At 38.4% G+C, this 21,658-nt stretch carries 24 protein-coding genes; 9 read left to right on the top strand and 15 right to left on the bottom strand.

What is annotated here, in order from left to right:
• Positions 1–38 precede the first annotated feature (38 nt).
• The 3 genes from ACY650_RS03970 to ACY650_RS03960 are packed head-to-tail and all read left to right on the top strand — an operon-like array spanning position 39 to position 4,182.
• Entirely contained in the window at positions 39–2,246 is a 2,208-nt protein-coding gene (locus ACY650_RS03970) for a PAS domain-containing sensor histidine kinase (RefSeq protein ID WP_462251978.1), read from the top strand.
• A 26-nt stretch (positions 2,247–2,272) separates the two neighbouring features.
• Positions 2,273–2,662 (top strand): response regulator, encoded by a 390-nt coding sequence (locus ACY650_RS03965; protein ID WP_462251976.1) that lies wholly within the window; start codon positions 2,273–2,275, stop codon positions 2,660–2,662.
• Positions 2,659–4,182, top strand: a complete 1,524-nt coding sequence (locus tag ACY650_RS03960) for a serine hydrolase (protein WP_462251974.1) — start codon at positions 2,659–2,661, stop codon at positions 4,180–4,182. The genes ACY650_RS03965 and ACY650_RS03960 overlap by 4 nt, the downstream gene beginning before the upstream one ends.
• On the opposite strand, the gene ACY650_RS03955 is transcribed toward ACY650_RS03960, so the two are convergent.
• Both ACY650_RS03955 and ACY650_RS03950 read right to left on the bottom strand, forming a co-directional pair.
• Entirely contained in the window at positions 4,179–4,595 is a 417-nt protein-coding gene (locus ACY650_RS03955; protein WP_462251972.1) for a hypothetical protein, read from the bottom strand. The genes ACY650_RS03960 and ACY650_RS03955 overlap by 4 nt on opposite strands.
• 68 nt (positions 4,596–4,663) lie before the next feature.
• Complete coding sequence (locus ACY650_RS03950; RefSeq protein ID WP_462251970.1) at positions 4,664–5,641, bottom strand: hypothetical protein; 978 nt, start codon at positions 5,639–5,641, stop codon at positions 4,664–4,666.
• A gap of 110 nt (positions 5,642–5,751) precedes the next feature.
• Between ACY650_RS03950 and ACY650_RS03945 the strand changes: the two genes are divergently transcribed.
• Positions 5,752–6,378: a hypothetical protein gene (locus tag ACY650_RS03945; protein ID WP_462251968.1), complete on the top strand. Its 627-nt coding sequence runs from the start codon at positions 5,752–5,754 to the stop codon at positions 6,376–6,378.
• 150 nt (positions 6,379–6,528) lie between these two features.
• Here the strand turns inward: ACY650_RS03945 and ACY650_RS03940 are convergent, their stop codons facing one another.
• The 5 genes from ACY650_RS03940 to ACY650_RS03920 all read right to left on the bottom strand — a co-directional run bounded on the left by ACY650_RS03940 (position 6,529) and on the right by ACY650_RS03920 (position 12,770).
• Positions 6,529–6,729, bottom strand: coding sequence for a hypothetical protein (locus tag ACY650_RS03940; RefSeq protein ID WP_462251966.1), 201 nt, complete (start codon positions 6,727–6,729; stop codon positions 6,529–6,531).
• Between the two features lie 33 nt (positions 6,730–6,762).
• A complete protein-coding gene (locus ACY650_RS03935; RefSeq protein ID WP_462251964.1) occupies positions 6,763–7,629 on the bottom strand; it encodes a hypothetical protein in 867 nt (288 codons plus the stop codon).
• The gene (locus ACY650_RS03930; protein ID WP_462251962.1) at positions 7,626–8,498 is read right to left on the bottom strand and encodes a hypothetical protein; all 873 of its coding nucleotides are present in this window, start codon (positions 8,496–8,498) and stop codon (positions 7,626–7,628) included. Before ACY650_RS03930 ends, ACY650_RS03935 begins: the two co-directional genes overlap by 4 nt.
• 71 nt (positions 8,499–8,569) lie before the next feature.
• Complete coding sequence (locus ACY650_RS03925; RefSeq protein ID WP_462251960.1) at positions 8,570–12,292, bottom strand: T9SS type A sorting domain-containing protein; 3,723 nt, start codon at positions 12,290–12,292, stop codon at positions 8,570–8,572.
• Between the two features lie 91 nt (positions 12,293–12,383).
• The gene (locus tag ACY650_RS03920; protein ID WP_462251958.1) at positions 12,384–12,770 is read right to left on the bottom strand and encodes a response regulator; all 387 of its coding nucleotides are present in this window, start codon (positions 12,768–12,770) and stop codon (positions 12,384–12,386) included.
• A gap of 245 nt (positions 12,771–13,015) precedes the next feature.
• Between ACY650_RS03920 and ACY650_RS03915 the strand changes: the two genes are divergently transcribed.
• Complete coding sequence (locus tag ACY650_RS03915; RefSeq protein ID WP_462251956.1) at positions 13,016–13,411, top strand: PadR family transcriptional regulator; 396 nt, start codon at positions 13,016–13,018, stop codon at positions 13,409–13,411.
• Complete coding sequence (locus ACY650_RS03910; RefSeq protein WP_462251954.1) at positions 13,408–14,019, top strand: hypothetical protein; 612 nt, start codon at positions 13,408–13,410, stop codon at positions 14,017–14,019. Before ACY650_RS03915 ends, ACY650_RS03910 begins: the two co-directional genes overlap by 4 nt.
• Before the next feature lie 62 nt (positions 14,020–14,081).
• On the opposite strand, the gene ACY650_RS03905 is transcribed toward ACY650_RS03910, so the two are convergent.
• Genes ACY650_RS03905 through ACY650_RS03880 form a run of 6 tightly spaced genes read right to left on the bottom strand, consistent with a single transcriptional unit; the run spans position 14,082 to position 16,780 of the window.
• Positions 14,082–14,255: a hypothetical protein gene (locus ACY650_RS03905; RefSeq protein WP_462251952.1), complete on the bottom strand. Its 174-nt coding sequence runs from the start codon at positions 14,253–14,255 to the stop codon at positions 14,082–14,084.
• A 54-nt stretch (positions 14,256–14,309) separates the two neighbouring features.
• Positions 14,310–14,450, bottom strand: coding sequence for a DUF2256 domain-containing protein (locus ACY650_RS03900; RefSeq protein ID WP_462251950.1), 141 nt, complete (start codon positions 14,448–14,450; stop codon positions 14,310–14,312).
• On the bottom strand, positions 14,447–15,082 hold the full coding sequence (locus ACY650_RS03895) for a flavin reductase family protein (protein WP_462251948.1): 636 nt from the start codon (positions 15,080–15,082) through the stop codon (positions 14,447–14,449). Before ACY650_RS03895 ends, ACY650_RS03900 begins: the two co-directional genes overlap by 4 nt.
• 6 nt (positions 15,083–15,088) lie before the next feature.
• On the bottom strand, positions 15,089–15,571 hold the full coding sequence (locus tag ACY650_RS03890; protein WP_462251946.1) for a flavin reductase: 483 nt from the start codon (positions 15,569–15,571) through the stop codon (positions 15,089–15,091).
• Entirely contained in the window at positions 15,572–15,733 is a 162-nt protein-coding gene (locus tag ACY650_RS03885; RefSeq protein WP_462251944.1) for a Lacal_2735 family protein, read from the bottom strand.
• Between the two features lie 36 nt (positions 15,734–15,769).
• Complete coding sequence (locus tag ACY650_RS03880) at positions 15,770–16,780, bottom strand: helix-turn-helix domain-containing protein (protein WP_462251942.1); 1,011 nt, start codon at positions 16,778–16,780, stop codon at positions 15,770–15,772.
• Between the two features lie 150 nt (positions 16,781–16,930).
• Here ACY650_RS03880 and ACY650_RS03875 point away from each other — a divergent pair, with 150 nt between their 5' ends.
• Positions 16,931–17,437 (top strand): hypothetical protein, encoded by a 507-nt coding sequence (locus tag ACY650_RS03875; protein WP_462251940.1) that lies wholly within the window; start codon positions 16,931–16,933, stop codon positions 17,435–17,437.
• Between the two features lie 98 nt (positions 17,438–17,535).
• Here ACY650_RS03875 and ACY650_RS03870 read toward each other — a convergent pair whose 3' ends face one another.
• On the bottom strand, positions 17,536–18,384 hold the full coding sequence (locus ACY650_RS03870; protein WP_462251938.1) for a TolB family protein: 849 nt from the start codon (positions 18,382–18,384) through the stop codon (positions 17,536–17,538).
• Between the two features lie 99 nt (positions 18,385–18,483).
• On the opposite strand from ACY650_RS03870, the gene ACY650_RS03865 reads away from it, so the two are divergent.
• Both ACY650_RS03865 and ACY650_RS03860 read left to right on the top strand, forming a co-directional pair.
• Positions 18,484–20,100 (top strand): amidase, encoded by a 1,617-nt coding sequence (locus tag ACY650_RS03865; RefSeq protein WP_462251936.1) that lies wholly within the window; start codon positions 18,484–18,486, stop codon positions 20,098–20,100.
• Positions 20,097–20,750 carry a hypothetical protein gene (locus ACY650_RS03860; protein ID WP_462251934.1) on the top strand — a complete coding sequence of 218 codons (654 nt, stop codon included), beginning with the start codon at positions 20,097–20,099 and terminating at the stop codon, positions 20,748–20,750. Before ACY650_RS03865 ends, ACY650_RS03860 begins: the two co-directional genes overlap by 4 nt.
• Here the strand turns inward: ACY650_RS03860 and ACY650_RS03855 are convergent.
• Entirely contained in the window at positions 20,728–21,657 is a 930-nt protein-coding gene (locus ACY650_RS03855; RefSeq protein ID WP_462251932.1) for a hypothetical protein, read from the bottom strand. The two genes, ACY650_RS03860 and ACY650_RS03855, sit on opposite strands and share 23 nt — an antisense overlap.
• Between the last annotated feature and the right edge of the window lies 1 nt (position 21,658).

Raw genomic sequence — 21,658 nt, 5'->3', positions numbered from 1 at the left:
GCAGTTTATTAACTTAATAGTCTAAGCCACTGAAATAGATGGAGTTTACCAATGCCGAACTAGAAACCTTTGCCAGAGGTACAGAAGTATTTATGGCAATTTTGGATGAAGAAGGGGTCTTCTTGAAAGCCAACGTGCGATGGACTCAGCGCTTCGACTATACAATTGATCAACTAATTGGGACTTCAATATTTGAGTTAATCCATGAACTAGAAGTTGGTGAATTTGAGATAATCTTAAACCAAGCAAAAGAACATGGTCAGGAGTGCCACAAGATAGTAACTATGATAGGTCGTGAACTGGCTGCCCATTCTTTTCAATTCGACTTAACATATACCAACAATAACATTTATTTAGTAGGATTCGATGTGACAGATCATGCGCGTGAGCATGTTTCTTTGATAGATATGTCACGACTCTCAAAGACTGGCGCGTGGTACTATGATCCTATCAGAGATAAAACCTATTGGACAGAAGAAGTTTACAGAATTCATGAGCTAGATCCCAATAGCGAAATGGATGCGGAAAAAGCACTCCGGTTTTATACCGAAGATTACAAGGAAAAAATTGAGCAGTTGGTAAATGAGCTTTATGCTGATCATAAATCGTATGAGTTTGCGGGGGAGATTGTTACGGCTAAGGGCAATAAGAAGTGGATTCGTACCATCGCTAAACCGATGGTACAGGATGATAAGATTATTTATATCTGTGGTGTTACAGTAGATCAAACTAGACTGCATCGCAACCTGGAGAAGATCAAACATGAATCTGAGACCCGGATGTTGGCACTTAAAGGAATCAAGTCGGCATTATTTGATTACGATGTAGAAACCGACATGATGTTTATTAATCCAGATTTCCGTGAAGATCTGGGATTACCTACGGATGTCGATAGGTTGAAGGGCTCAGAAATATTTGAATGGATTCATCCTGATGATAGAGCTGCAACACAAAAGAAGATAGAAGAAGATCTTTTAAAGTCAGATAACTACCATGAAAATCAATATCGCTTAAGAAAGAAGGACGGAAGCTATGAACACTACGAGGTTTATGGCTGGATGAAGCGTGATAAAAATGGAAAAACTACTCGCATGGTAGGGAACCTTATCAATGTAAATAAAAAGGTACTTGCTGAGCAGGAGAAGGAGCGAGTAAAAAATTGCCTTGAGGCAATGGTCAACAATGGGTATATATACAGCATGCTTTTGGATAGCAATGGTGTTATCCTAATGGCTGACCAGCAGTCTTTGGCGATTATTCAGCATGACTTTTCTGTTGATCCGACTAAAGAAGAAGTGAAGTACATCGATGTGATGCCGGACATCTTTAAGAAACCTTTTTTAGAAGAATTTAATAAGGCTTTACAAGGAGAAACTATACGTAAGGAGGTTGAGAGACCGCTGCTCGAAGGTTCGATGCAATGGTTGGATGTTATGTATCATCCAATAAAGGATGAAGAAGGGAATGTCATTCAGGTTCTGACCAACCTGCTTGATATCACCGAAAGAAAACGTGCTGAGATATCAATAAGAGATGCAGGCAATCAAGCTCAGGCACTCAGTAGATTGAAATCTGGGATTCTTTCAAATATGAGTCATGAAATGCGCACGCCTCTGAATGGCATAATGGGGGTTACTAACCTTATGCTTAATCAGGATTTTGATGATGATGTGAAGGAAATGTTGAATATGCAACATGACAGTGAAAAGAGACTCCTCAAAACGCTTAGTGACCTTATCACATTGAGTGATCTTGATGCTATGCGTTTAAATATGCGTCTAAAGCAGCATAACATTAATGATTTAGCGCAGACATGTTTCGATATGTACAATCATCAGGCAAAAATGAAGAAGCTTGATTTTGTCCTTGAAAAGAGTGAGGTAGAAGGGATCATGCTAGTAGACTATGAGATGATACAAGCTGCTCTTGCAGCAATCGTAAATAATGCGTTGAAATACACCTCTGAGGGTTCCGTCAAAATTGTCTGTTGTGTAGATGAGCAAGAAAATGGGGAGATCCGGATTGTAGATACAGGGATAGGAATCGAAGAAGAAAGTAGGGAGCGTATTTTTGAAAATTTCGAAGTAGCCAATTTTGGATTAAATCTTAAATATGAAGGCGCAGGCATTGGATTGTCAATTGCCAAGAAGTTTATTCAGCTAATGGGAGGTTCCGTGGAACTCGAAAGTGTTGTAGGAGAAGGATCGGAGTTTATTGTTAGATTACCAGTAATATCCGATATTTAAAATCTACGGAAAATAGGCTACCACTAATGAACATTTTAATAGTTGAAGATAACGATATCAATGCCAAACTTCTTGATATCATGCTTAAAGATCTCGGCTTTGAATCGAATGTCTCCATAGCAGAAGATGCTAAAACAGCGCTCGAAAAAAGCGAGAGTGAGCAATTTGATCTAGTATTGATGGATATCAATCTGGGCGACGGTTTGATGGATGGAACAGAAGTTATGAAAATCCTAAAAGCCAAGAGCGAATACGCGCAGGTTCCCATATATGCTGTCACATGCTATTCACTACCTGGTGATAAGGAAAATTTTTTAGATCAGGGCTTTGACAGGTATTTCTCTAAACCGGTGGCTCAAAAGCCGCTCTTAGAAGCTATTAATGAAGATAAAACCACTAACTCTCTAAACGAATGAAAAAATTAGCTCTTTTCTACGTAAGTGTCTTATTTCTCTTTGTCTCACATGCACAGGTAGATGTCAAGTCCATTGATAAATACATTGAGAAAGCCAGAAAATCTTGGGACGTTCCAGGTATGGCTGTTGCGATAGTTAAAGATGGAGAAGTAGTGCTCAGTAAAGGATACGGAATAAAGGAGTTGGGTAAAAAAGATAAAGTTGATGATAATACTCAATTTGCGATTGCTTCGAATTCAAAGGCATTTGTAGCCTCCGTCATCAGCAAGCTTGTAGATGAAGGGAAACTTTCCTGGAAGGATAAGGTGAGAGACTATTTGCCCTATTTCTCTCTTTATGGTAATGAATACGTTTCAGCAGAAGTAACAGTGGAGGACTTACTCTGTCATCGGGTTGGATTAGGCACCTTTAGCGGCGATGTGATCTGGTATAAGTCAGAAAAATCCCCCGAGGAGATAATTAAAAGAGCGGCATATGTTCCCGAGGCATTCAGGTACCGAGATGGGTATGGATATACCAATTTAATGTTCATTGCGGCTGGGGAAGTAATTCGTGCAGTAACCGGGAATCCGTGGGAAGATTATGTCAAAGAAAATTTCATGCAGCCATTGGGAATGGATAATACGGTTATCAGCATTCGTGATTTAGGCGATAATGCAGCTACACCTCATAAGCCAACATTGGAGAATGGAACAGTTCCAAGTGTGTGGGCTAGCTGGGATAATTCAAGTGCAGCAGGAGGAATAATTTCTAGCTCTTCAGACATGGCAAAATGGATGATGATGAATTTGAATGGAGGTGAGTGGAATGGTACACAGTACATCAACAAAGAACAGCAAAATTTGCTTTGGACTCCTCATAACAACTTTAAGTTAAGTGAGCGATCAAAAGAATTCATCCCTGGAAGACATTTTTCTGGCTACGGGCTTGGATGGGGAGTGATGGATTATTTTGGGAATCTTGTAGTCAGTCATGGCGGTGGATATGATGGCATGTATTCACGTGTGATGATGGTGCCAGATCAAAAACTAGGAGTGGTTGTTCTTACGAATACTATGGAGGGTATTTCTACTCCTTTGGCTTATTATATCGTCAACCAATACTTGCAAGAAGATATGCGCGATTGGTCAGCAGAATACTTGGAAAGAGCAAGGTCACGTAATAGTCACAGGGATGATGTTGAAGAGCGTAAGTCAAAGCGAGTTTCAGGCACCAGCACCTCTGTCAATTCTGATTTGTTTGTGGGTACTTACAGCGATCCAATGTTCGGGGATATCATCGTGTCTAAAGAAGGAGAGAAATACCGGATTGCATTTGCTGACGCTCCGAATCTTGGTGCTACTCTCGAGCATTGGCATTATGATACATATGAGATTAAATGGGATGAAGACCACGCATGGTTCGACTTTGGAACGGTCTCATTTGAATTAGACAACAACTTAGAAGTAGAGGGTATTGAGTTTGATGTTCCGAATGGTGACATCTTCTTTCATGAGTTGCATCCTAAGCGCAAAAATTAGAAAGGCATCAAATCAGGTTCTATATATTCGAGCTTAGCCTTTTTATCAGCAAATACATTGAAACCATAGTGCTGAGAAAGTAAATCTTTAAAGTTTGTAAGTAGTCGAGGAAACTCCTTCATTAAATCAGGGAAATTGTCCGATTTAGCCTTTTGCATGAAATGGTCCATAACCTTCACTGATGCAATTGTTACGGTCTTGTTGAACTTATCAAAAACACCTAATGATTCAGCAAATCCCTTGATTTGATTACACATGTTTACTTCTGCTTGCTCACGACCATACTTTTTGATGTGTATATAGGCGAGTCTTAGGTGAGCTTCATGGGAGAAAAGACCAGGCTTAAGCTTGTAGCTTTCGAATACATGTTCATATTCTTCATCGGAATACTGATAGTGATCTTTGATGCGCATGACACAAAGGTTGGTAAAAAATAAAAGAGTTGGTATACGAGGAGATATGGAATAGGTTATCAGTAAGATTATTTGTGGTCATCACTCATAATCTTTCCTTTCTGCCAGCCTTTAGGAAGATACAAATTCAATCCAGTAGAATCTTCAATATCGATGAGCTTATTGCGGAGTTCGATGCTTCTTAGTCCAATTGCTGATCGGTTTTCATTTGCGATTTTGAAATCTGATTCACTTAAGATTTTACCAATAAATCCAACTGAAGTAGAATCATGTCCGGTTAGTGCTGCAGCTCTCCAATCGTCCATTTGAGCTAACTCATATGGAGATAATTCTCCCCTTCTTAATGCAGTCAACAGCTTAGGTCGCAGTTGATCGTACAAAGTATCCTCGGAATTATAACTAAGAGAAATAGAATTGTGATGACTTAAGATGACGTAGGTCCAGACTCTATTACCAATCAGTTGCTCTCCGGGATATCCATGATGAGTTAGGATACTATCTAGTAGTTGTAGTTGCTGTTCACTATGTGGTGCAAACTTGTTCTTGGCGTATTTATCCTGAGCCTTTTGGGTAATTCTCAATAGTACACCCAATGCCATTTTCTGATCCTTTTTGATCATTTTATGGACTTGTGTCCTAAGAGGAATATTTAATCTCGATAAAAAGATTTGGTGGAGCGAATCATAGTCTGATTCAATTTTGGACCATGCTTGACGATCTTGCAATGGTGCGAGCGTTTTACTTTTTTTTATGCTCTTCATCGACCAACCACCTTGAATTCCTAGTTGTATAAATTTCAAACTTGTTTCATAGTCTTCTGTGTGAGCGCTTAGTTCGGTGGCCAGTTTAATTTCTCTCAGAAATGAGAATTCATATTGATTGAAAAGGGAATCGAGACCTTCAATTGCTTTGGTAAACTGTTCTTCCGCAATTAATTGTTCGCACGCTATTACCTTGGAGTGATAGTCTAAGTAGTTTGTCTGGGCTTTGCTCTGAAAACAAGCCAATAGAAATATGACTTGAAGGAATCTTGCAGATTTAATCATCAGATGTATAAATGCAAATAAGGTAAGGATGGTTGTCTGGAAGGGGGATGGAGATTGGTGAACTAGCCATTAACCATTAGGAGTTATTTTTTTACATTTACTAAAAAAGAATGCTGCCACTTTTAAGTTTCATAACTCAGACTATCCTTGCAGTAGCTGCAGTAGTAGCAACCATATTGATTTATAAATTTCAAACAAACAAATCAAAGAAAGAGCGAACTCTTGAGTTTAGTCAACGTCATCAAGAGATCAATTTCTATATACAGATTTTGTCTCCAGTATGGAAGATGTACTTAAAATGGAAGTATTTGCCATCGCCACAAAGGGAAGAATACAAAAGAGCAATTGCACTAGGCTGGATCGGTTTTGAAAGCCAATCACCCAATGAAATCCTAAGAAACTGGATTCCAGATTTTGAGTTGAAAGATGACTACTATTCAGACCATTATCTAAGTAAATTGAATTTGACTTCACAAACCGAGCATGAAGCCCTAACGATGTATTTAGAATTTTGGTCAGACTTTTGGTTGTCTGTTCAGCAAGGGTTAATTCAAAGGAGGTTGTGCTTAGTTCTTGCTAGGCAGTATCAATATCATAGACAATTTTTCTATGAACTAAGGAACTTCATTAGAGAATTAAAGCAAAAAGAGTATCCTGATGACCAGTTACCGCTTTGGATTACTCATACTGAAGAATTAGAAAATTTTTTCGATCAAAAAGTACTGGTTAAGTCTTGATTTGAATATTAGATTTCATGCATTCTACATAAAAATGTAGCAAGCAACCAACACTGCCAATAACAAAGCCATGAAGACGTAAATAAAGAGGTTGCTTTCTTGGTTTGATTTTTTATTACCCATAGTCGGGCACGAAGATAGCGATAGATACTAGCCTACCGAAAATATGACTAGGAGTAATGCAATTCCTAATAGTAGCCATCCAACAGCACCGAAGGCTTTGGCTACATTTTTCATTTCAGGATCATCGTCTTTTTTCAATTCTTTCTTTGACCAACTTATTGCTAGTATTCCAACAACGATAAGGAGTACAATGAGCCCATATTTACCGTAGCTAATTATCCATTCCATGTGAAAAAGATACTAAGAAAGTAGTGATGATTCCTATTTCTTAATCGTCAACACCCCGCTAATCTTCCTTACTACCTGATCAAGTCGTTCTACTCGGTCTTTTAGCTTTTTTACTTCTTGGTCTTTCATATCCATGAGCTGCAGTAGCCCAAGCATGTTGGATAACGGAGCACGTACCAGATGGGCATTAATGAAGGCATAGTTAACGATGCGCTCATTCTCTTTTTCAATTTCTACCGTTCGTTTTTCGATGATCTGTTGGAGTTGGGTCTGAATCCGAATGATCTCCTCATGATTCTTCTCCAAAGTGTCATTTTTCTCCGCGATTTCGGCGTTTAGCTTATCCAACTTGTTAACTCTGAATATCAGTTTACGTCGTTCCCGATCGAGGGCGATTTTGAAGATATTCATGACCAGCGCAATGGCAAGCATATTTACTGTAAAGGAAATCAGTTGACTTTTATACACGATTGCTCCTGTATAATTTATATCTGCAAATCCCGCAACTCCAATTATTACAACTGCATAAACTGCGAAAAACAGACTTGACCAGCCTCTATTGATGAGTAATAAAACCACAATAAGCGTTTGAAGTACATATGCGCCTGCTCCTTCTAAACCAGTGGAAGAAGGCCAGAAAAATGCGAATGCTGTGCTTAGCAAGAGGCTGAAACTGAAAATATGATAGCTCCTGAGTTTTCTTTTGATACTAAGCCTCAAAAGATAGATGACCGTGAGTAGAAGTGTGATGTTTATAATTCCTATGATCAGGTTTTGATTTGTATACAGATCAACTATTTCGTTGATAAGAAAATATGGGATGCCGGCAATAAGGATGCATGAAAAAATGATTTCTTCAACGGATCGATCGATATAAAGCCACTTTAGTACTCCCTTCATTGTTCCGCCTTTAGTTTATTCACCAAAGAATCTATTTCTTCTTCCAATTTGCGAGAAGAAGAGTTCATCATCTTCTTCATATCATGATCATGGAGTTTAATCACAGATTCAGTGAGTTCATGAATGCCTCGATATTCATTTTGAAGCTCTTTTGTTGTTAGGTAGAGGTATTTCTCCATCGCCTGTTTCTGTTTGTTCAGGAGGATTAACCTTTCATTTACTTTACTTTCAAGTTCTTTATTTAAAAATTCTAATTCTTTGGTCTGCTTTTCAAGTTCTGCTTGTTTCTCTGCGAGGATCGAATGATTTTCAGTCAGTTCATTTTTTAGAAGGAATAGTTTCATTTTCCAATTTTCAAATAGCCTTTTAGAATAGAAGGTGATCACCACCGTGCCGATGGCCATGAATATATAGTTGAACTTGGCAGTGGAGTAGTTAGTAAAATCCGTTAAAAAGTCATTTTGAAATTCAACTATCGCTAAAGAGATCAATGTGCCGCAGATCAGAGCAATGGAAAACTTCCTTGCGTCTTTGCTGCGCATGGTTAGCGCAATGACTATTAGACCTACATAAATGTTGTTTTCAACCGAACTGGCCAATCCTCTTCTATCAATAAGGGTAAAGCATAGAAGGATAACCAATGGGATATAAAATGTGTAATAGAGTGATCGATAGGAACGATCGGTCCACAAAATAATCAAGGTCATGAGAAACATTATCCCATAGGCAAGATCCAAATAAAAATCTACTACCCCCGAAGTAGATGTATTGATAGACATCTCAATGATGATTCGGAGGAGTCCAAATAGGCACACTACACTTAGTGCGTATCTGTTGAAATTCTTATTGATGGTAAATGATCCTTCCACAGGGTGACGGCTAAAGGACCAATTTACTTTTTATCTACGAAATAATGCTACATAGGTAGTTAAGTTATGCGTTACCGTATGATAACCTTTTCAGACTCTTGATTTACTCTCAATATATAAACACCAGTATTTAGTGTGCTAACATCGATTTCGTAAGTATCGCTACCATTTAAAAAGAGATCGGTCCAAACAATTTTTCCATTTAAGTCCGTCAGCGAAATATTCGGTTGTTCATCTGATTTATAAGAGAACTTAAGAACCCCATCACTAATTGGATTTGCATAGAGGCTAAAAGGATTTGTGAACCCATCATGAGAGACTAGAATGATATTGCTGAATTCGAACTGCCCATCAAAGTCTATTTGCCTTAGCCGATAATAGTTGTCTGCTAAATAAGGTGTACTGTGAAGGAACCTGTAGTCTCGCTGTTCGTTAACGGTGCCAGCGCCATCTACAGCGCCAATTACTTTGAACTCTTTACCGTCTACGCTGTGCTGAATTTCAAATTTATCATTGTTTAGCTCAGAAGAAGTACTCCAATTCAAGGTGATACTTGAGTTGGTACTTTGTCCTGAAAAACTTATCATCTCTACTGGGAGTAGCGTGTTGCTTGCTTCCGAACCGATGGTATAAAAGTCATCAGTACCGAAGAATGAGGTAATGGTTCCAGTTATAGAACTTAAGTTTACTAGATCAGATGAATTGGCATCGAGGCCTAGATCGCCCCAAGCAGTTCCTCCATTGTCATATTGTATTAACCTTAAGTAGCTACCATCGATAATTTCGTCATTATCCGGGACCGTACCACTTGTGGATTCCTTGTAAAATAGCTCAACTGAAACGTCGCCAGATCCAGAACCTCTTTTTATCTCCCAATAAATATTTGGCATTTCTGCCGCAAGTCCGGTTCCTACTGAAGTGTTATCAGGGGGAGTGCCATTGAAAAATTCCACAGTAATGTCAGAATTAGATGCTGGTGTTGCAGTTACAGGACGATACATGCTTCCGTCGCCAGAATGAAAGGTATACGAACTTGACAATCCTTGTACTTCTAATGGTCCGTCAAAATAATTCGTACTTGAGGCCCCTACAATTATTCCCGAAGTAGCGATAGTTATTACTTCTGAGGAAGATGAAGTTTGAAAGATTCCATTGGTTAGTGTAAGTCTATCATTGATAGTCAAATCGGAGTTAAGTATCACACCCGAAGAATTATCAATGCTCACTCTATCTGCCTGTGTTATTCCGAGCGTGCCGAAATTTAAGGTTTGCTGGCTACTGCCATTAAAATTGTAGTCAACACCATTTCCAATGGTTACAGTGCCATCTACCGCCAGTGTTGTCCCAAGGCCTGATCCAGCGTCTGAATTCACAATTGCACCATCTGCTATTGATAGATTCAGGTTGTTATTAGTGCCATCGTTTAGTGAAAACGTAGATCCGTTTACCAAGCTACTGCCATCCAGGCTAATGCTACCATTGTAAATCTCTTGATCGCCAAGCATTTCAATGGTTTTACCAGACCAGCTATACGATTCGCCATCTAAATTGATAGAACCAGTGCCTCCAAAATGAAGGGTATTTCCGCTGAAGTCAATATCATTTCCAAGGGTTACATTTCCATCAGCCAGAATACCATCTCTAATTTCGATTCCTGCATTTGAGATATTGAATGAAGCAGATGAAACTTTAAGTATGCCGTTCATTGTCCATAGCGAGTTGCCATTTGTTGTTGCTCCATCTATTTCAATAATTGGGTAAACACCTGTGGCTACACTTGGAAAGTAATCTGTGTTATAAGAAAAGGCCGAACTACCAGTAAAAAGGAAAGTAGCATCCGTTTGCCAGTCTATTTGTGTAGAGGTAGCAATGTTATTAAATCGGCCCACAGAACAGCTGAAAGTACCCCCACCTTGTACCTGGATTGTTCCTGTAAAAACTGGCAAAGCGTTGTAGTTTGTCAAACTCAGAGATCCTCCATTTTCTATGATTAAATCCTCTCCTGGACCGTCTGCAATGGTAAGGTTGGCATTGTTAGTACCCATGCTTATAGCACCTCCATTTTCAACGATTATTTGGTCAGCTGTTAAATCTGCATTCACTTCTATTGTTGTGCCGTTTCTCACGTAAATCGTACCCGTTGCGGAACTTGGAAATGTGGTTGCAGTTTGCCACCCTGTTCCATTCCAAAACTCCCAGATAGTGGCAAAATCTGTGGTCCAGTCACCAGAACCTACCGACTGATAAGAGATGGCTGCGGTAATATCCGCAGAAGTAGCTGATGCGAGAAAAGATCCACCTGAATCATCCACATCAATATTGAAGTTCTCTGAAGCATTGTACTGCAGATCAGCGTATGTATATCTTCCTAAAGAAAGTGTTTTTGCAGACAATGTCGTCTTTGAAGAGCCGCCTTCGGTGAGGCTGTTAGATCCTGTTGATCCTCTACTAAGAATAAACGTTGAAGAATTGTCATCCAAATCAATGTTTCCATATGCATCTACAGAGGCAACAACCAATATAAAGTCTTCATCTACACCAACAGTATTTGGAGGATTCTCAAACCCCCAGTTTGTTCCTACAACATCAATGGAGTTGTATGAGGTGTTTGACTCTGCGGATTCAGTGGTTCCAACTGAACTTGTGGCTCCACTTACGGTAAAGTCTGCTCCAGACAGGCTAATGTGTAACAGGTCATTATCTATTTCTTCCTCAACGGAGGTGTTTAACCATACACTGAGGGTATAAGTTTCACTTCCATCATCAGCGATATATCCTAAGTCTGAGGAGGTTATAGGAATGCCAGAAAAAGTAATTGAATTGGTTTCTATCACACTGGCATTGATAAAATTGCCACCAGAATCTTCAAGCCTAGCGCCTGCAATAACATCACTCCAATCATCTATACCATCACTTGCTCCCTCATTAAATACTATTCCAGTAAACTGTATTGGAAATGCATCAGAACCAGCTCCAGCATCATCTGCTATGGTAAAGTCAAAAACATCCTCACCAGGATCTGAAATTGAAGTTGAGCTGAGATTGCCAAAGTTTGTAGACCCTGATGTTAACGTTCCAATTCCAGCACCCGCTGCTACATCAGCAGTTAACTCGATATCATAGATTCCAATTGCAGCTTCATTGGTAGAGGTGCTTTCGGTAAATACCCATTTCAAATAATAAAAATCTCCATTCGAAATAGTGGTACTAATAGTGCCTGAGACATTGTCTTCATTATCACCCCAACTGGTTGTAAGTGTTCTAGTTCTACGCATCGATGTGATCTCAGTGTATGAAATGTTATCAGCGCTGTGCCAAAACTCAAGATCTCCAGATGTACCGCCTGCAGATATTCTGCTTTGAACATCATAAGCAATATCAAGTGTTGTGATATCTCCTCCAGTATTATTTTGGATCCGCATGATAAGTGCGACATCTCCATTGCCAGTATTTGCAAGTTGAACTCCTATTCTGGTGACTCCAAAGGTGTAAGCATAAAAGCTTTTTCGATCAAAAGCTCCCGCATTGTATTGATTGGCGCTCGATCCAGTATAGTCTCCTCCAGTATTCGTATCGCCGAAGTTGGCATCCATAGTACCATCATTATCAAAATCAACACCCCAAATATCTGAATCTAGACTGCCAGACGTAACTGAGCCAGGTGTAAAGCCTGTTCCTGTGAAAGTTGAAAGATCAAAAGTCTGTGTTGCTTCACCTGTGATAGCATATTGACTAAAGGATACTTTTGAAATAAATAAGGTTAGAAATGATAGTAATAGAAACTTGATTTTCATAGCAATACTCAAACTGGTTTTGATGGATTGCTAAATTCTTAGGTTTTACTATCGAGTAAAAGAAACTATGGGTAGCATATGGGTGGCAACGCTAAATATCGAGTTCTGGGAGTGCTTCCTGGATGGCAGATTCTATATTTTCAACACTGAATGGCTTGCTAAACCATTTTGCTATAAGCTTATCTTCTAGTGCCTGCTCAATCTCTTTGTTGCTATTGTAGCCGGTGAGAATGAAATAAACAATATTGTCGTAGAGTGCCTTGGCTTTGCTTATAAATTCAATTCCACTCATTGTTGGCATTCTCATATCGCTAATCACGACGATAATCTTATCACTGTTTTGCTTTAAAATCTCTAGCCCTTCTTCTCCTGAAGAAGCTGTAAAGACAGGATAATTGGATTCGAAATTATTCTTAAAGATGAAAAGGTTAAGCTCTTCATCATCTACATACAGGATAGCAATTTCTCTTACTGACATAAGTGTTTTTTGCTTATGGTATATTAAAAATATTCAAATCACGCGTATTAGCTAATGATATTAGGTAATTATGGATGAACACAGAATATTAACTCACTAATTGTGTGTTTTGTTCTATTGAGATGATTTTGATTTTTGATGATAGAGAAAATCGTCGTTTTTCTATCGCTTTATATAAGCAATTACATCCAATAAACCTCTTTTTCAGCCCTTAGTAACTGTTTTTAAAGTCAATATCTCAAATAATGAGGTATTTATTTGCAATACATCAAAACTTGATGTATTGTTGCATTATGTATTCAAAAGAACTGTTAAAAGGGACATTAGAAGTCATCGTACTCAAACTCCTTTCGGAACACGGCAAAATGTATGGCTATGAGCTTTCGCAAAAAGTGAAAGAAGAGACTGAGGGTAAAATACATCTAAAAGATGGCTCACTTTATCCGGCATTACATAAACTTACTAAGGATGGGATTTTGACTTTCGAAGAAGTCAATATTGGGAAAAGGGTACGGAAGTATTACAAATTGACCAGTAAGGGAGAAGAGCAGAAGGAAACCTTGCTGCATGAAATGCAGGACTTTATTAAGACCATCGAGAAGGTAATTTTTAGTGAATTAAAAACTTCAGTGGCCCTATGATAGCAGAAGAGTATGAAGAACGAATAATTGAAGAAGTGAACAACAGTTCAATTAAAAGTCAAATATTGAAAGATGATCTCATTGATCATTTCTGCTGCCTGGTCGAAATTGAGATGACCAAGGGATTATCGTTCGAAAAAGCTTTAGAAAAAGCATATGTGCAAACAGCCCCAAATGGGCTGGAAGAAATTCAAAAGGAAACTATTTTTTTACTCAATTACTCAAAAATTATCATTATGAAAAGAGTGACTTATTTATCAGGTTATTTGTTCTCGCTGACATGGGCAGCAGGAGCATTGTTTAAGGTGCTTAATCTCCAAGGAGCTGGAATGCTTCTAGGAATTGGAGGACTTGGAATCGCATTTATTTTCTTACCTCTATTGCTTGTCAATAGATACAGAAACTTTGCAAGAGAAGTGATGTCGGAGAAGATGAAGTATATATTCGGTATTGCCTCAATCATTTTGCTGCTTACTTCAATTACAATGAAAATGCTTCATCTCATGGGAGCTTCCTTAATGCTGGCGTTAAGCTTTCTTGTGTTTGGATTCGGATTTTTGCCATTCCTTTTCTTCAGGATGTACAAAAAATCGCTAGATGAACTCTAAGGTCAAGGACTAAAAACTCAAAATAAAAAGGCTATCCATTTTTGGATGGCTTTTTTATGGAATCACCCTTCTTTTTTATTGAAGCAAGTGCGCTGCTTATTAGCATCCATGCCAGCACCAATTGCAATACCTAAACTGAGCCAAAGAGCTAAATCTCCAGTGATGACCCCAATAGCTGTACCAAATGAGATGCCTAGCGCAACACCCATAGGATATTTGTTTTTTCGGTTTGCCATATAATTAGCGTTTCAATATCAAAGTACGTAATTATCCATCTTTGTTTATTGATTTTATGCTAAACGGTTTTTATTTCTCCTGCATTGCTCGCTGCAATACTTGACGTCATCCCAAACTGATTTCCATTTTTTTCGCCAATTGAAAGGTCTTCCACACTTGACGCAGATTTTTGATGGTAAATGCTGTTTTTTCATTTTGAAAAATCTGGGATCTCTTCTGGCCTGGCGTATGGGAAGGTTGCTATCGGTGATAGACTGTAATAATTATTTAATCCCGAAATCCCGGAAGTATTAAAAACAGACAAGTCTATATAGCCTTTTTCGTTTATTGCTTGATCGGGAATAACTAGTTCTTGGATCTCACCTACGATCATAATTGTGCCATTTATTTTGATAGGTATTTCATCTATAAAATTTAGTCCCATTTTTATGTGGCACTCTTTGACAAATGGGGCATGAAAATCATTAATGTATTCTTCTGTCAATCCGCACACGTCAAATTCTGACACAGAACGATCCAACTTAGCTGATGTGTAGTGAGCCTTGTCTACAATCACTGTCGGAATCTGATTGATGGTGTAAGCACCATTTTCCTTAATGTTATCATACGTATGTCTCGGGACATCTCCTGTAGGTCTCATGATAAAACCTATTAAAGCCGGATTGCTTCCCAAATGAACCACACTGCTAAAAATAGCAACGTTGATTTGCCCTGAATTTGATTTAGTCCCAATAAGATTAGCTGGCTTGATGCCAGTAATTGAATTGATGATGTTCAGTCGATACCGTCTTTCTAGACCATCTAAATCTCTCTTATTTATGTGCATACAAGCTTATAGAATTATTCCCTGATTGATTAAATCTTGAAACATTAGGATCCCATCTTCGGATATTGTTTTTGATTTTTTTACTTCAAACCAAAAAAGGTGATGATCTCCATCGATGTTTTCTTGATCCAGCATGTTTAATTCGAGATAGGCACATGCGTCTCTCAATACTGTGTGTCCCTTCCAAAAAGAGAGGTATTCTTTCTTCTCGAGATATTGGTGCTTGTCAAAGTTCTTTCCCGTTTTTTTACCTAAAGGTTTTATTAAGTTGATTTGACTTTGATCCAACAATTGCAACACTGCATTGGCCCCATTCTTTAACATTTCGTAAGTGTGAGTGCTGTAGTCTACAGCTATCATGTAGATCTTTGGTTTCATGCTTACCGCTGAAACATACGTGCAAATGTTCATATTGATCTTTTCTCCAGCGTAGGTAGCTAGACTGTAAATAGGCACATTTACGATATTCCAGGGACGCTTAACTCCCATTTAGACTAAAGCATTGATTTCCTTAAGAATCTTTTCTGCCTCCACTACTTTTTGATCACTGGCTTTTCTATTGCTCCTTGAGAGGTTGTATGATTCTTTCATTAGCTTCTCATATTTCTTCTGAAGCTTGTCCTTAGGAGACTTTCTACTAAATATTCCCATGAGCTATTAACTCTGGTTATGCATCAATGTTAGATCTTATGCACTTTTCTTGAAATGATCCTCTCGATATTCTCCTGGTGAAGAACCTACTAGTTTTTTAAAATTTTTGTAGAAGGAAACTTTATTCCTGAATCCAACTTCTTCACCTATCGCCTCTAGCTTAAGATGGCTAGATGATTTTTCCACTAACCTTTCTTTGGCTTCTTCAATTCTAAATTCATTTATTAACTCTGAGAAAGACTTTTCTGAAAATGCATTTAACGCTTGTGATATTCGATATTTTGGTACACCTAATTTCTCAGCAAAGGAAGAAAGGTTAAAGTCCGGATCTTTATAGTATTTATTTTGTTCAAGCACTGCATTGATCTTTTGCACGAGGTAATCTCCGTCTTCTTTGGTTAAACTGCTTGATGAATATTTCGGCCTCACTTTATCCCTTATAAAACTATACTCACTCAAATAGGTAATGCCATATGTTAGAATTACGAACCCTCCACAAATGATATAGTCAATCCTCAGGGTATAAAAACCGAATGCGACAGATAGATGGTAAGCGATGAGTCCGATAATGAAAAAGGAATATGGTAAGTAAAATATCACATTCTGTTTGCTCGTAGGAGATGATTTTAAGGCGGCAATACCGTATGAAATAAAAGTCAAAAGCTGAGCGATAATAACTATGGATTGAACTACTTTGAAATAAGCTGCAGATGCTGGAAAAGCTCCTAATCCGAACCAGTAAATAGAAAATACGATTGGTGGAATTAGGTGATATCTCAACTTACCAGTAGAAGCCTTTTCATTCATGTAGTAGTAAAATGTAAAAGGCATGATCCAACTAGATCCGACACAAAGCCAAAGAAGCATTGGAGACAGCTGAAAAGCTTTTGTCCAGAAGTTGACGTAATAAAGTATCGTCACAGAGAAAGACAATAAGTAAATACCAAGAAATACTTTTCTCCTGTTTTTGTAATCGCCAATGAATAATAGGGCAAGAATGACCCCATGGATGGCAGATGTTAAGAAAAGTATTATTTCCCACGACATAGTCGATCTTTAACGATAATGTTCACTTCAAGATAAGAATGAATTCAGGTTTGGAGATAAATATTAGCTAATATTTACTTCAACTGTTCCTGTATCTAAGCAATCCTTAAGAGCTCGCGCTATTATTGAAATTATAAAAACTCAATATTTATGAAAGCAATTTTATCACTAACAGCATTAATTCTCGGCATGACATCATTGGCTCAAGCACCTCAGCCTTCATCTGAAGATTTATCCAAACTCGACTTTTGGGTAGGTAAATGGGAGCTTACCTGGCAAGGAGGTAAGGGTACAAACTTGATAGAAAAGAAGCTAAATGGGCGTGTGATTCAGGAAAATTTTGAAGCAACTGAAGGAAACTTCAAGGGGTATCTAGGTACAAGTATAAGTACTTTCAGCCCTCAAGATGGGAAATGGCATCAAGCGTGGGCAGACAGCAATGGAGGATATATAGATCTAGTTGGTATTATGGAAGGTGATACTAGAATATTTCAAATGACGAGTCCGCGTACACTTCCCAATGGGAATACATCAATCTCAAGGATGAGGTTTTACAATATAACTGAAGATTCTTTCGATTGGGATTGGGAGGCTTCTACAGACGGTGGAGAAAATTGGCAGCTTTCGTGGCGCATAAACTACAAGCGTGCTGAATAAGTAATAGGATATTGGAAACAATCTACAGTATCAATACAGGCGTGCAATAAAGCAAATACGGATGATCCTGGAATTAATTGCAGCTGGAGAAGCGTAAATCAATTACTTACCACTGCAAGCTTCTTACCATCTGGAGAAAGTGAAATTCGAGTGATGCTAGATATCCCGTGGGTAGATAAATCAGCAAACTCCGTCCATGATGTCTGATTTTTCCAAACATAGAGTTTACTCCCTGATGCCATCAAGATCTCTTCTTTTGGCGTCCAGCAGTAGTCTTCAGACCCTTCGAGTACATTCACTAGATCTTTTGAAGAGTCATTTTCCGGATTATAACTTTTGATGACCCACTGATCCTGACTTTTGTCTACATAGCTAAAGGATGGACTGCCTGGGATTTTATGCAGCGATCTACCAATATTTTCTCCCACAATTCTAGCATCTCCACTTTTTGTATTTATTATCTGCATGGTTGCTGGATCACCTAAAACAAAAGCAACAATATCAGTTGAATTAATCCAGGCATGATATCCAATTTTTAGTTTGGGAACTAGCACCTCATCCAAACCTCTATAGGTATATGCATAGAGAAGTTGGAGGCCTGTTGTATCTAATCGGATACTTGATATTCGTCCGTCTGGCATCAATGTAGGTGAATATTCACTACCTCCGAATGTGTTGGTAATAATTAACGTGTTTCCAGATCCAATATAGTATCGTGCAATTTCTGTCTGGCCTTCGACATTGCGCGAATACAAAACAGATTCGCTATCAGACCAAAAAGAAGGTTGATTATCATATCCAACATTGCTTGAAATGTTAATTGGTTTTTCGATAACAAGTCCATCTGAAGATCGTCTCAAATCCATTAAATAAACTTCAGTATCAGGCTGAGCATAAAGGAAAATGGCTGACAAAGTGAGTAGATGAGTTAAAAGCTGTTTCTTCATCGAGGTAAATTGGTTTAAATAGCTGGTTTGTTTAGGTAAAACGATGAGTTAAATTTAGTGTTTAGACTTTACTAACCATTCCATCAAAAAATTAAATCCATGAAAAGACGAAATTTTATCCAGCTAAGCGCGATAACAGGCGCGATACCATTTTTAGGAATCAAAGCATGTGCAGCCCCAGAAAATGAATCAAATGACAATGCAGCAGATGAAAAACCCTTTGAACTTGAAGAGTGGGAGGTAAGTGAGCTAAGAGAAGCGATGGAGTCTGGAAAGTATACTTCAAAGCAAATTTGTCAATTGTATTTGGATAGAATCGCTGAAAAAGATCAATCTGAAAATGGATTGAATAGTGTGATTGAAGTTAATCCTGATGCATTAGATATTGCAGATGCACTAGACAAGGAGCGTGCAGATGGAAATGTAAGAGGCCCACTACATGGAATCCCTGTGATGATCAAGGATAATATTGACTCAGGAGATAAAATGATGACTACAGCTGGATCTATGGCTCTAGCAGGTGCTTCCGCACCAGACGATGCATTTATTGTTAAAAAATTAAGAGAGGCAGGTGCAGTTCTTTTAGGGAAAACTAACTTAAGTGAATGGGCAAACTTCAGGTCTTTCAGATCGTCAAGTGGATGGAGTGGTAGAGGACGTCAGACAAGAAACCCTTTTGCATTGGATCGTAATCCATGCGGCTCAAGCTCAGGTTCTGGCTCTGCAGTATCTGGTAATATGTGTGCAATAACCATTGGGACAGAGACCAATGGATCGATAGTGTGCCCATCTTCGGCCAATGGAGTAGTTGGTATAAAACCTACAGTAGGACTTTGGAGTAGAGATGGCATTATACCAATTTCAGAAACTCAGGATACTGCTGGTCCCATGGGTAGATCTGTCGCTGACGCAGCAGCTTTGCTAGGAGCCCTAACTGGCGTTGATGCGGCTGATCCACGGACTTCGGAAAGCGAAGGAAACTCTCATATAGATTACACGCAATTTTTGGACATTAATGGATTAAATGGAAAGCGGATAGGTGTGCTTGCTGGTACGATTGGACAGCATGAAGGTGTTGACGCGATAATGGAAAAAGCTTTTGAAGCAATAGAGGCTCAGGGTGCTACTGTAGTAAAGGATATCAAAGTAAACGAAGATGGAGCCTATGGTAATTCAGGATTTGAAGTATTGCTATATGAATTTAAAGACGGGCTAAACAAGTATTTGGCCTCTCGTCCAGATGCTCAAGTTAAGACACTTGCCGACGTAATTCAGTTTAATAAGGATAAGGCTGATGTGGAGATGCCGTATTTCCAGCAGGGAATATTAGAACAGTCAGAGTCCAAAGGCCCACTGTCTGATAAAGAGTATCAAGAAGCATTAGAAAAAATGCTTTCTGTATCTAGAGACGGATTAGATAATGCACTTAAAGAGAACAATTTGGATGCCATCGTTGGGGTAACTGGAGGCCCAGCCTGGCCAATTGATGTAATCAGTGGTGATCATTACGGGATCAGTAGCTCTACACCTGCGGCTAGATCAGGATATCCTAATATTACAGTGCCTGCAGGTTTTGTTCATGGACTTCCAGTTGGGATGTCTATTTTTGGAGGTAAGTACCAGGAGCCAAAACTTATCAGTATTGCTTATTCATTCGAGCAAGCTACTAAGGTGAGAAAGGCACCTAAGCTTATACCTACATTACCATTACCATGATCAAAAAGATTTTAAAATTTATTGGTATAGGACTGCTAACATTAATCATTTTAGGAGTCCTTACCTTTTTGTTTGTAAATGAATCCGTTCCTACCGGGACACAGGGAGTAGAAGCAGAAGAACTAGCAGATGAAATGCTTCAAGCGCTCAATAAACCTGGATTTGATACACTTTCAATGATAAAATTCACTTATCCCGGAGGGCATAGCTACGAATGGAACAGAAGCGATAATAACGTGAGAGTGAAATGGGGTGAGAATGATGTGTTTTTAGATTTGAATAGCTCTCCTGAAAGCTATGACGCCATTGAATATCAAGGGTATAAGTACTTTATCAATGATTCTTTTTGGCTTATCGCACCTTTCAAGGTTCGTGATAATGGGGTGGTACGATCTACTGTAGACTTAAAGGATGGTAGAGGACTATTGGTTACTTACACTTCTGGTGGAGTTACACCTGGTGATAGCTACCTCTGGATTATTGATGATCGTGGATTCCCAAAAGCATGGAAACTATGGACTTCGAATGTCCCACTTGGAGGCTTGGAATTAAAATGGGGTGGATGGGTTGAACAAGAAGGCGTATGGTTTTCAACTTTTCACCCAAGTAAAGTGATTGATCTGGAGATTACGGACTTGGAAGTTCAATGAATTTTTGATCTAGAATTAGCCGAGCTAATTCATTGGTATGAACAATGGCTCCTTCGAGATTGAAATGATTTCTATCCATTAAATATTCAGCTTTTGTGATTCTTTGAAAGAATAGTGAATCAACAATCAGCTTATTTTCCCTAGAAATAGAATTAAATAAAGGAATTATAACATCTTTTTCTGCTGGCCTTCTAGAAGTTGAAGGTATCATAAATACAATTTTCTTGTTTCTGGCATCTGCTTTTCTTATCAAAGTGTTAAGAAGGATCCGGTATGAATGTAAATCAATCTTTTGACCCGGAGTAGATGTTAATTCTTCCAATTTGAGAAAAGAAGATTCATCCGCTACATCATTGTCTTTACTTGGAAGGTATCCGAAAAGAGGTTGAGTATTTTTCTTTCCAAGAATAGCATTTATCTGATTTTTAATAATCAGCTTACTTAACAAAAGATCATTGTGGATACTTACCGTAGTTCGTAAATCTTCTAATGAATTTCCACTACTAATTAAATTGAGACTATTTGGAATAGATAATTCCAATGAGCGAATGAGATCCATTTGTGATGATGTAAACTCAAAGTTTAGCAAAGACAACTCAAAGAAAATCAATTCCACTTCCGTGCTGTCGATCAAAAATTCTGATAATATAAAATTTGGAAGCATTGTATTTCTGAAAACTCCAAGATTGACAAATTGACGATTTGGAATTCTTGCAGCTAATTCTTTGTCTGAAATCCCTCGACGAAATCTACTTGATCCCACGAAAACCACTGACTTATTATTAAGTCCTTCTATAGTAGATTTAAATCTCTGACTCTCAAAATTTTCCGGAGCATATAGTTTAATGGTACACCAAAAAAGAATGATAAAAGATAGGTATGCTATGGATCTTAAGTATTTAGTCATA

It is taken from the genome of Ekhidna sp. (genome assembly GCF_963691765.1).
Classification (GTDB): domain Bacteria; phylum Bacteroidota; class Bacteroidia; order Cytophagales; family Cyclobacteriaceae; genus Ekhidna.
Note: the sequence above shows the minus strand (reverse complement) of the source record. Positions and strands in the feature narration are given on the sequence as shown.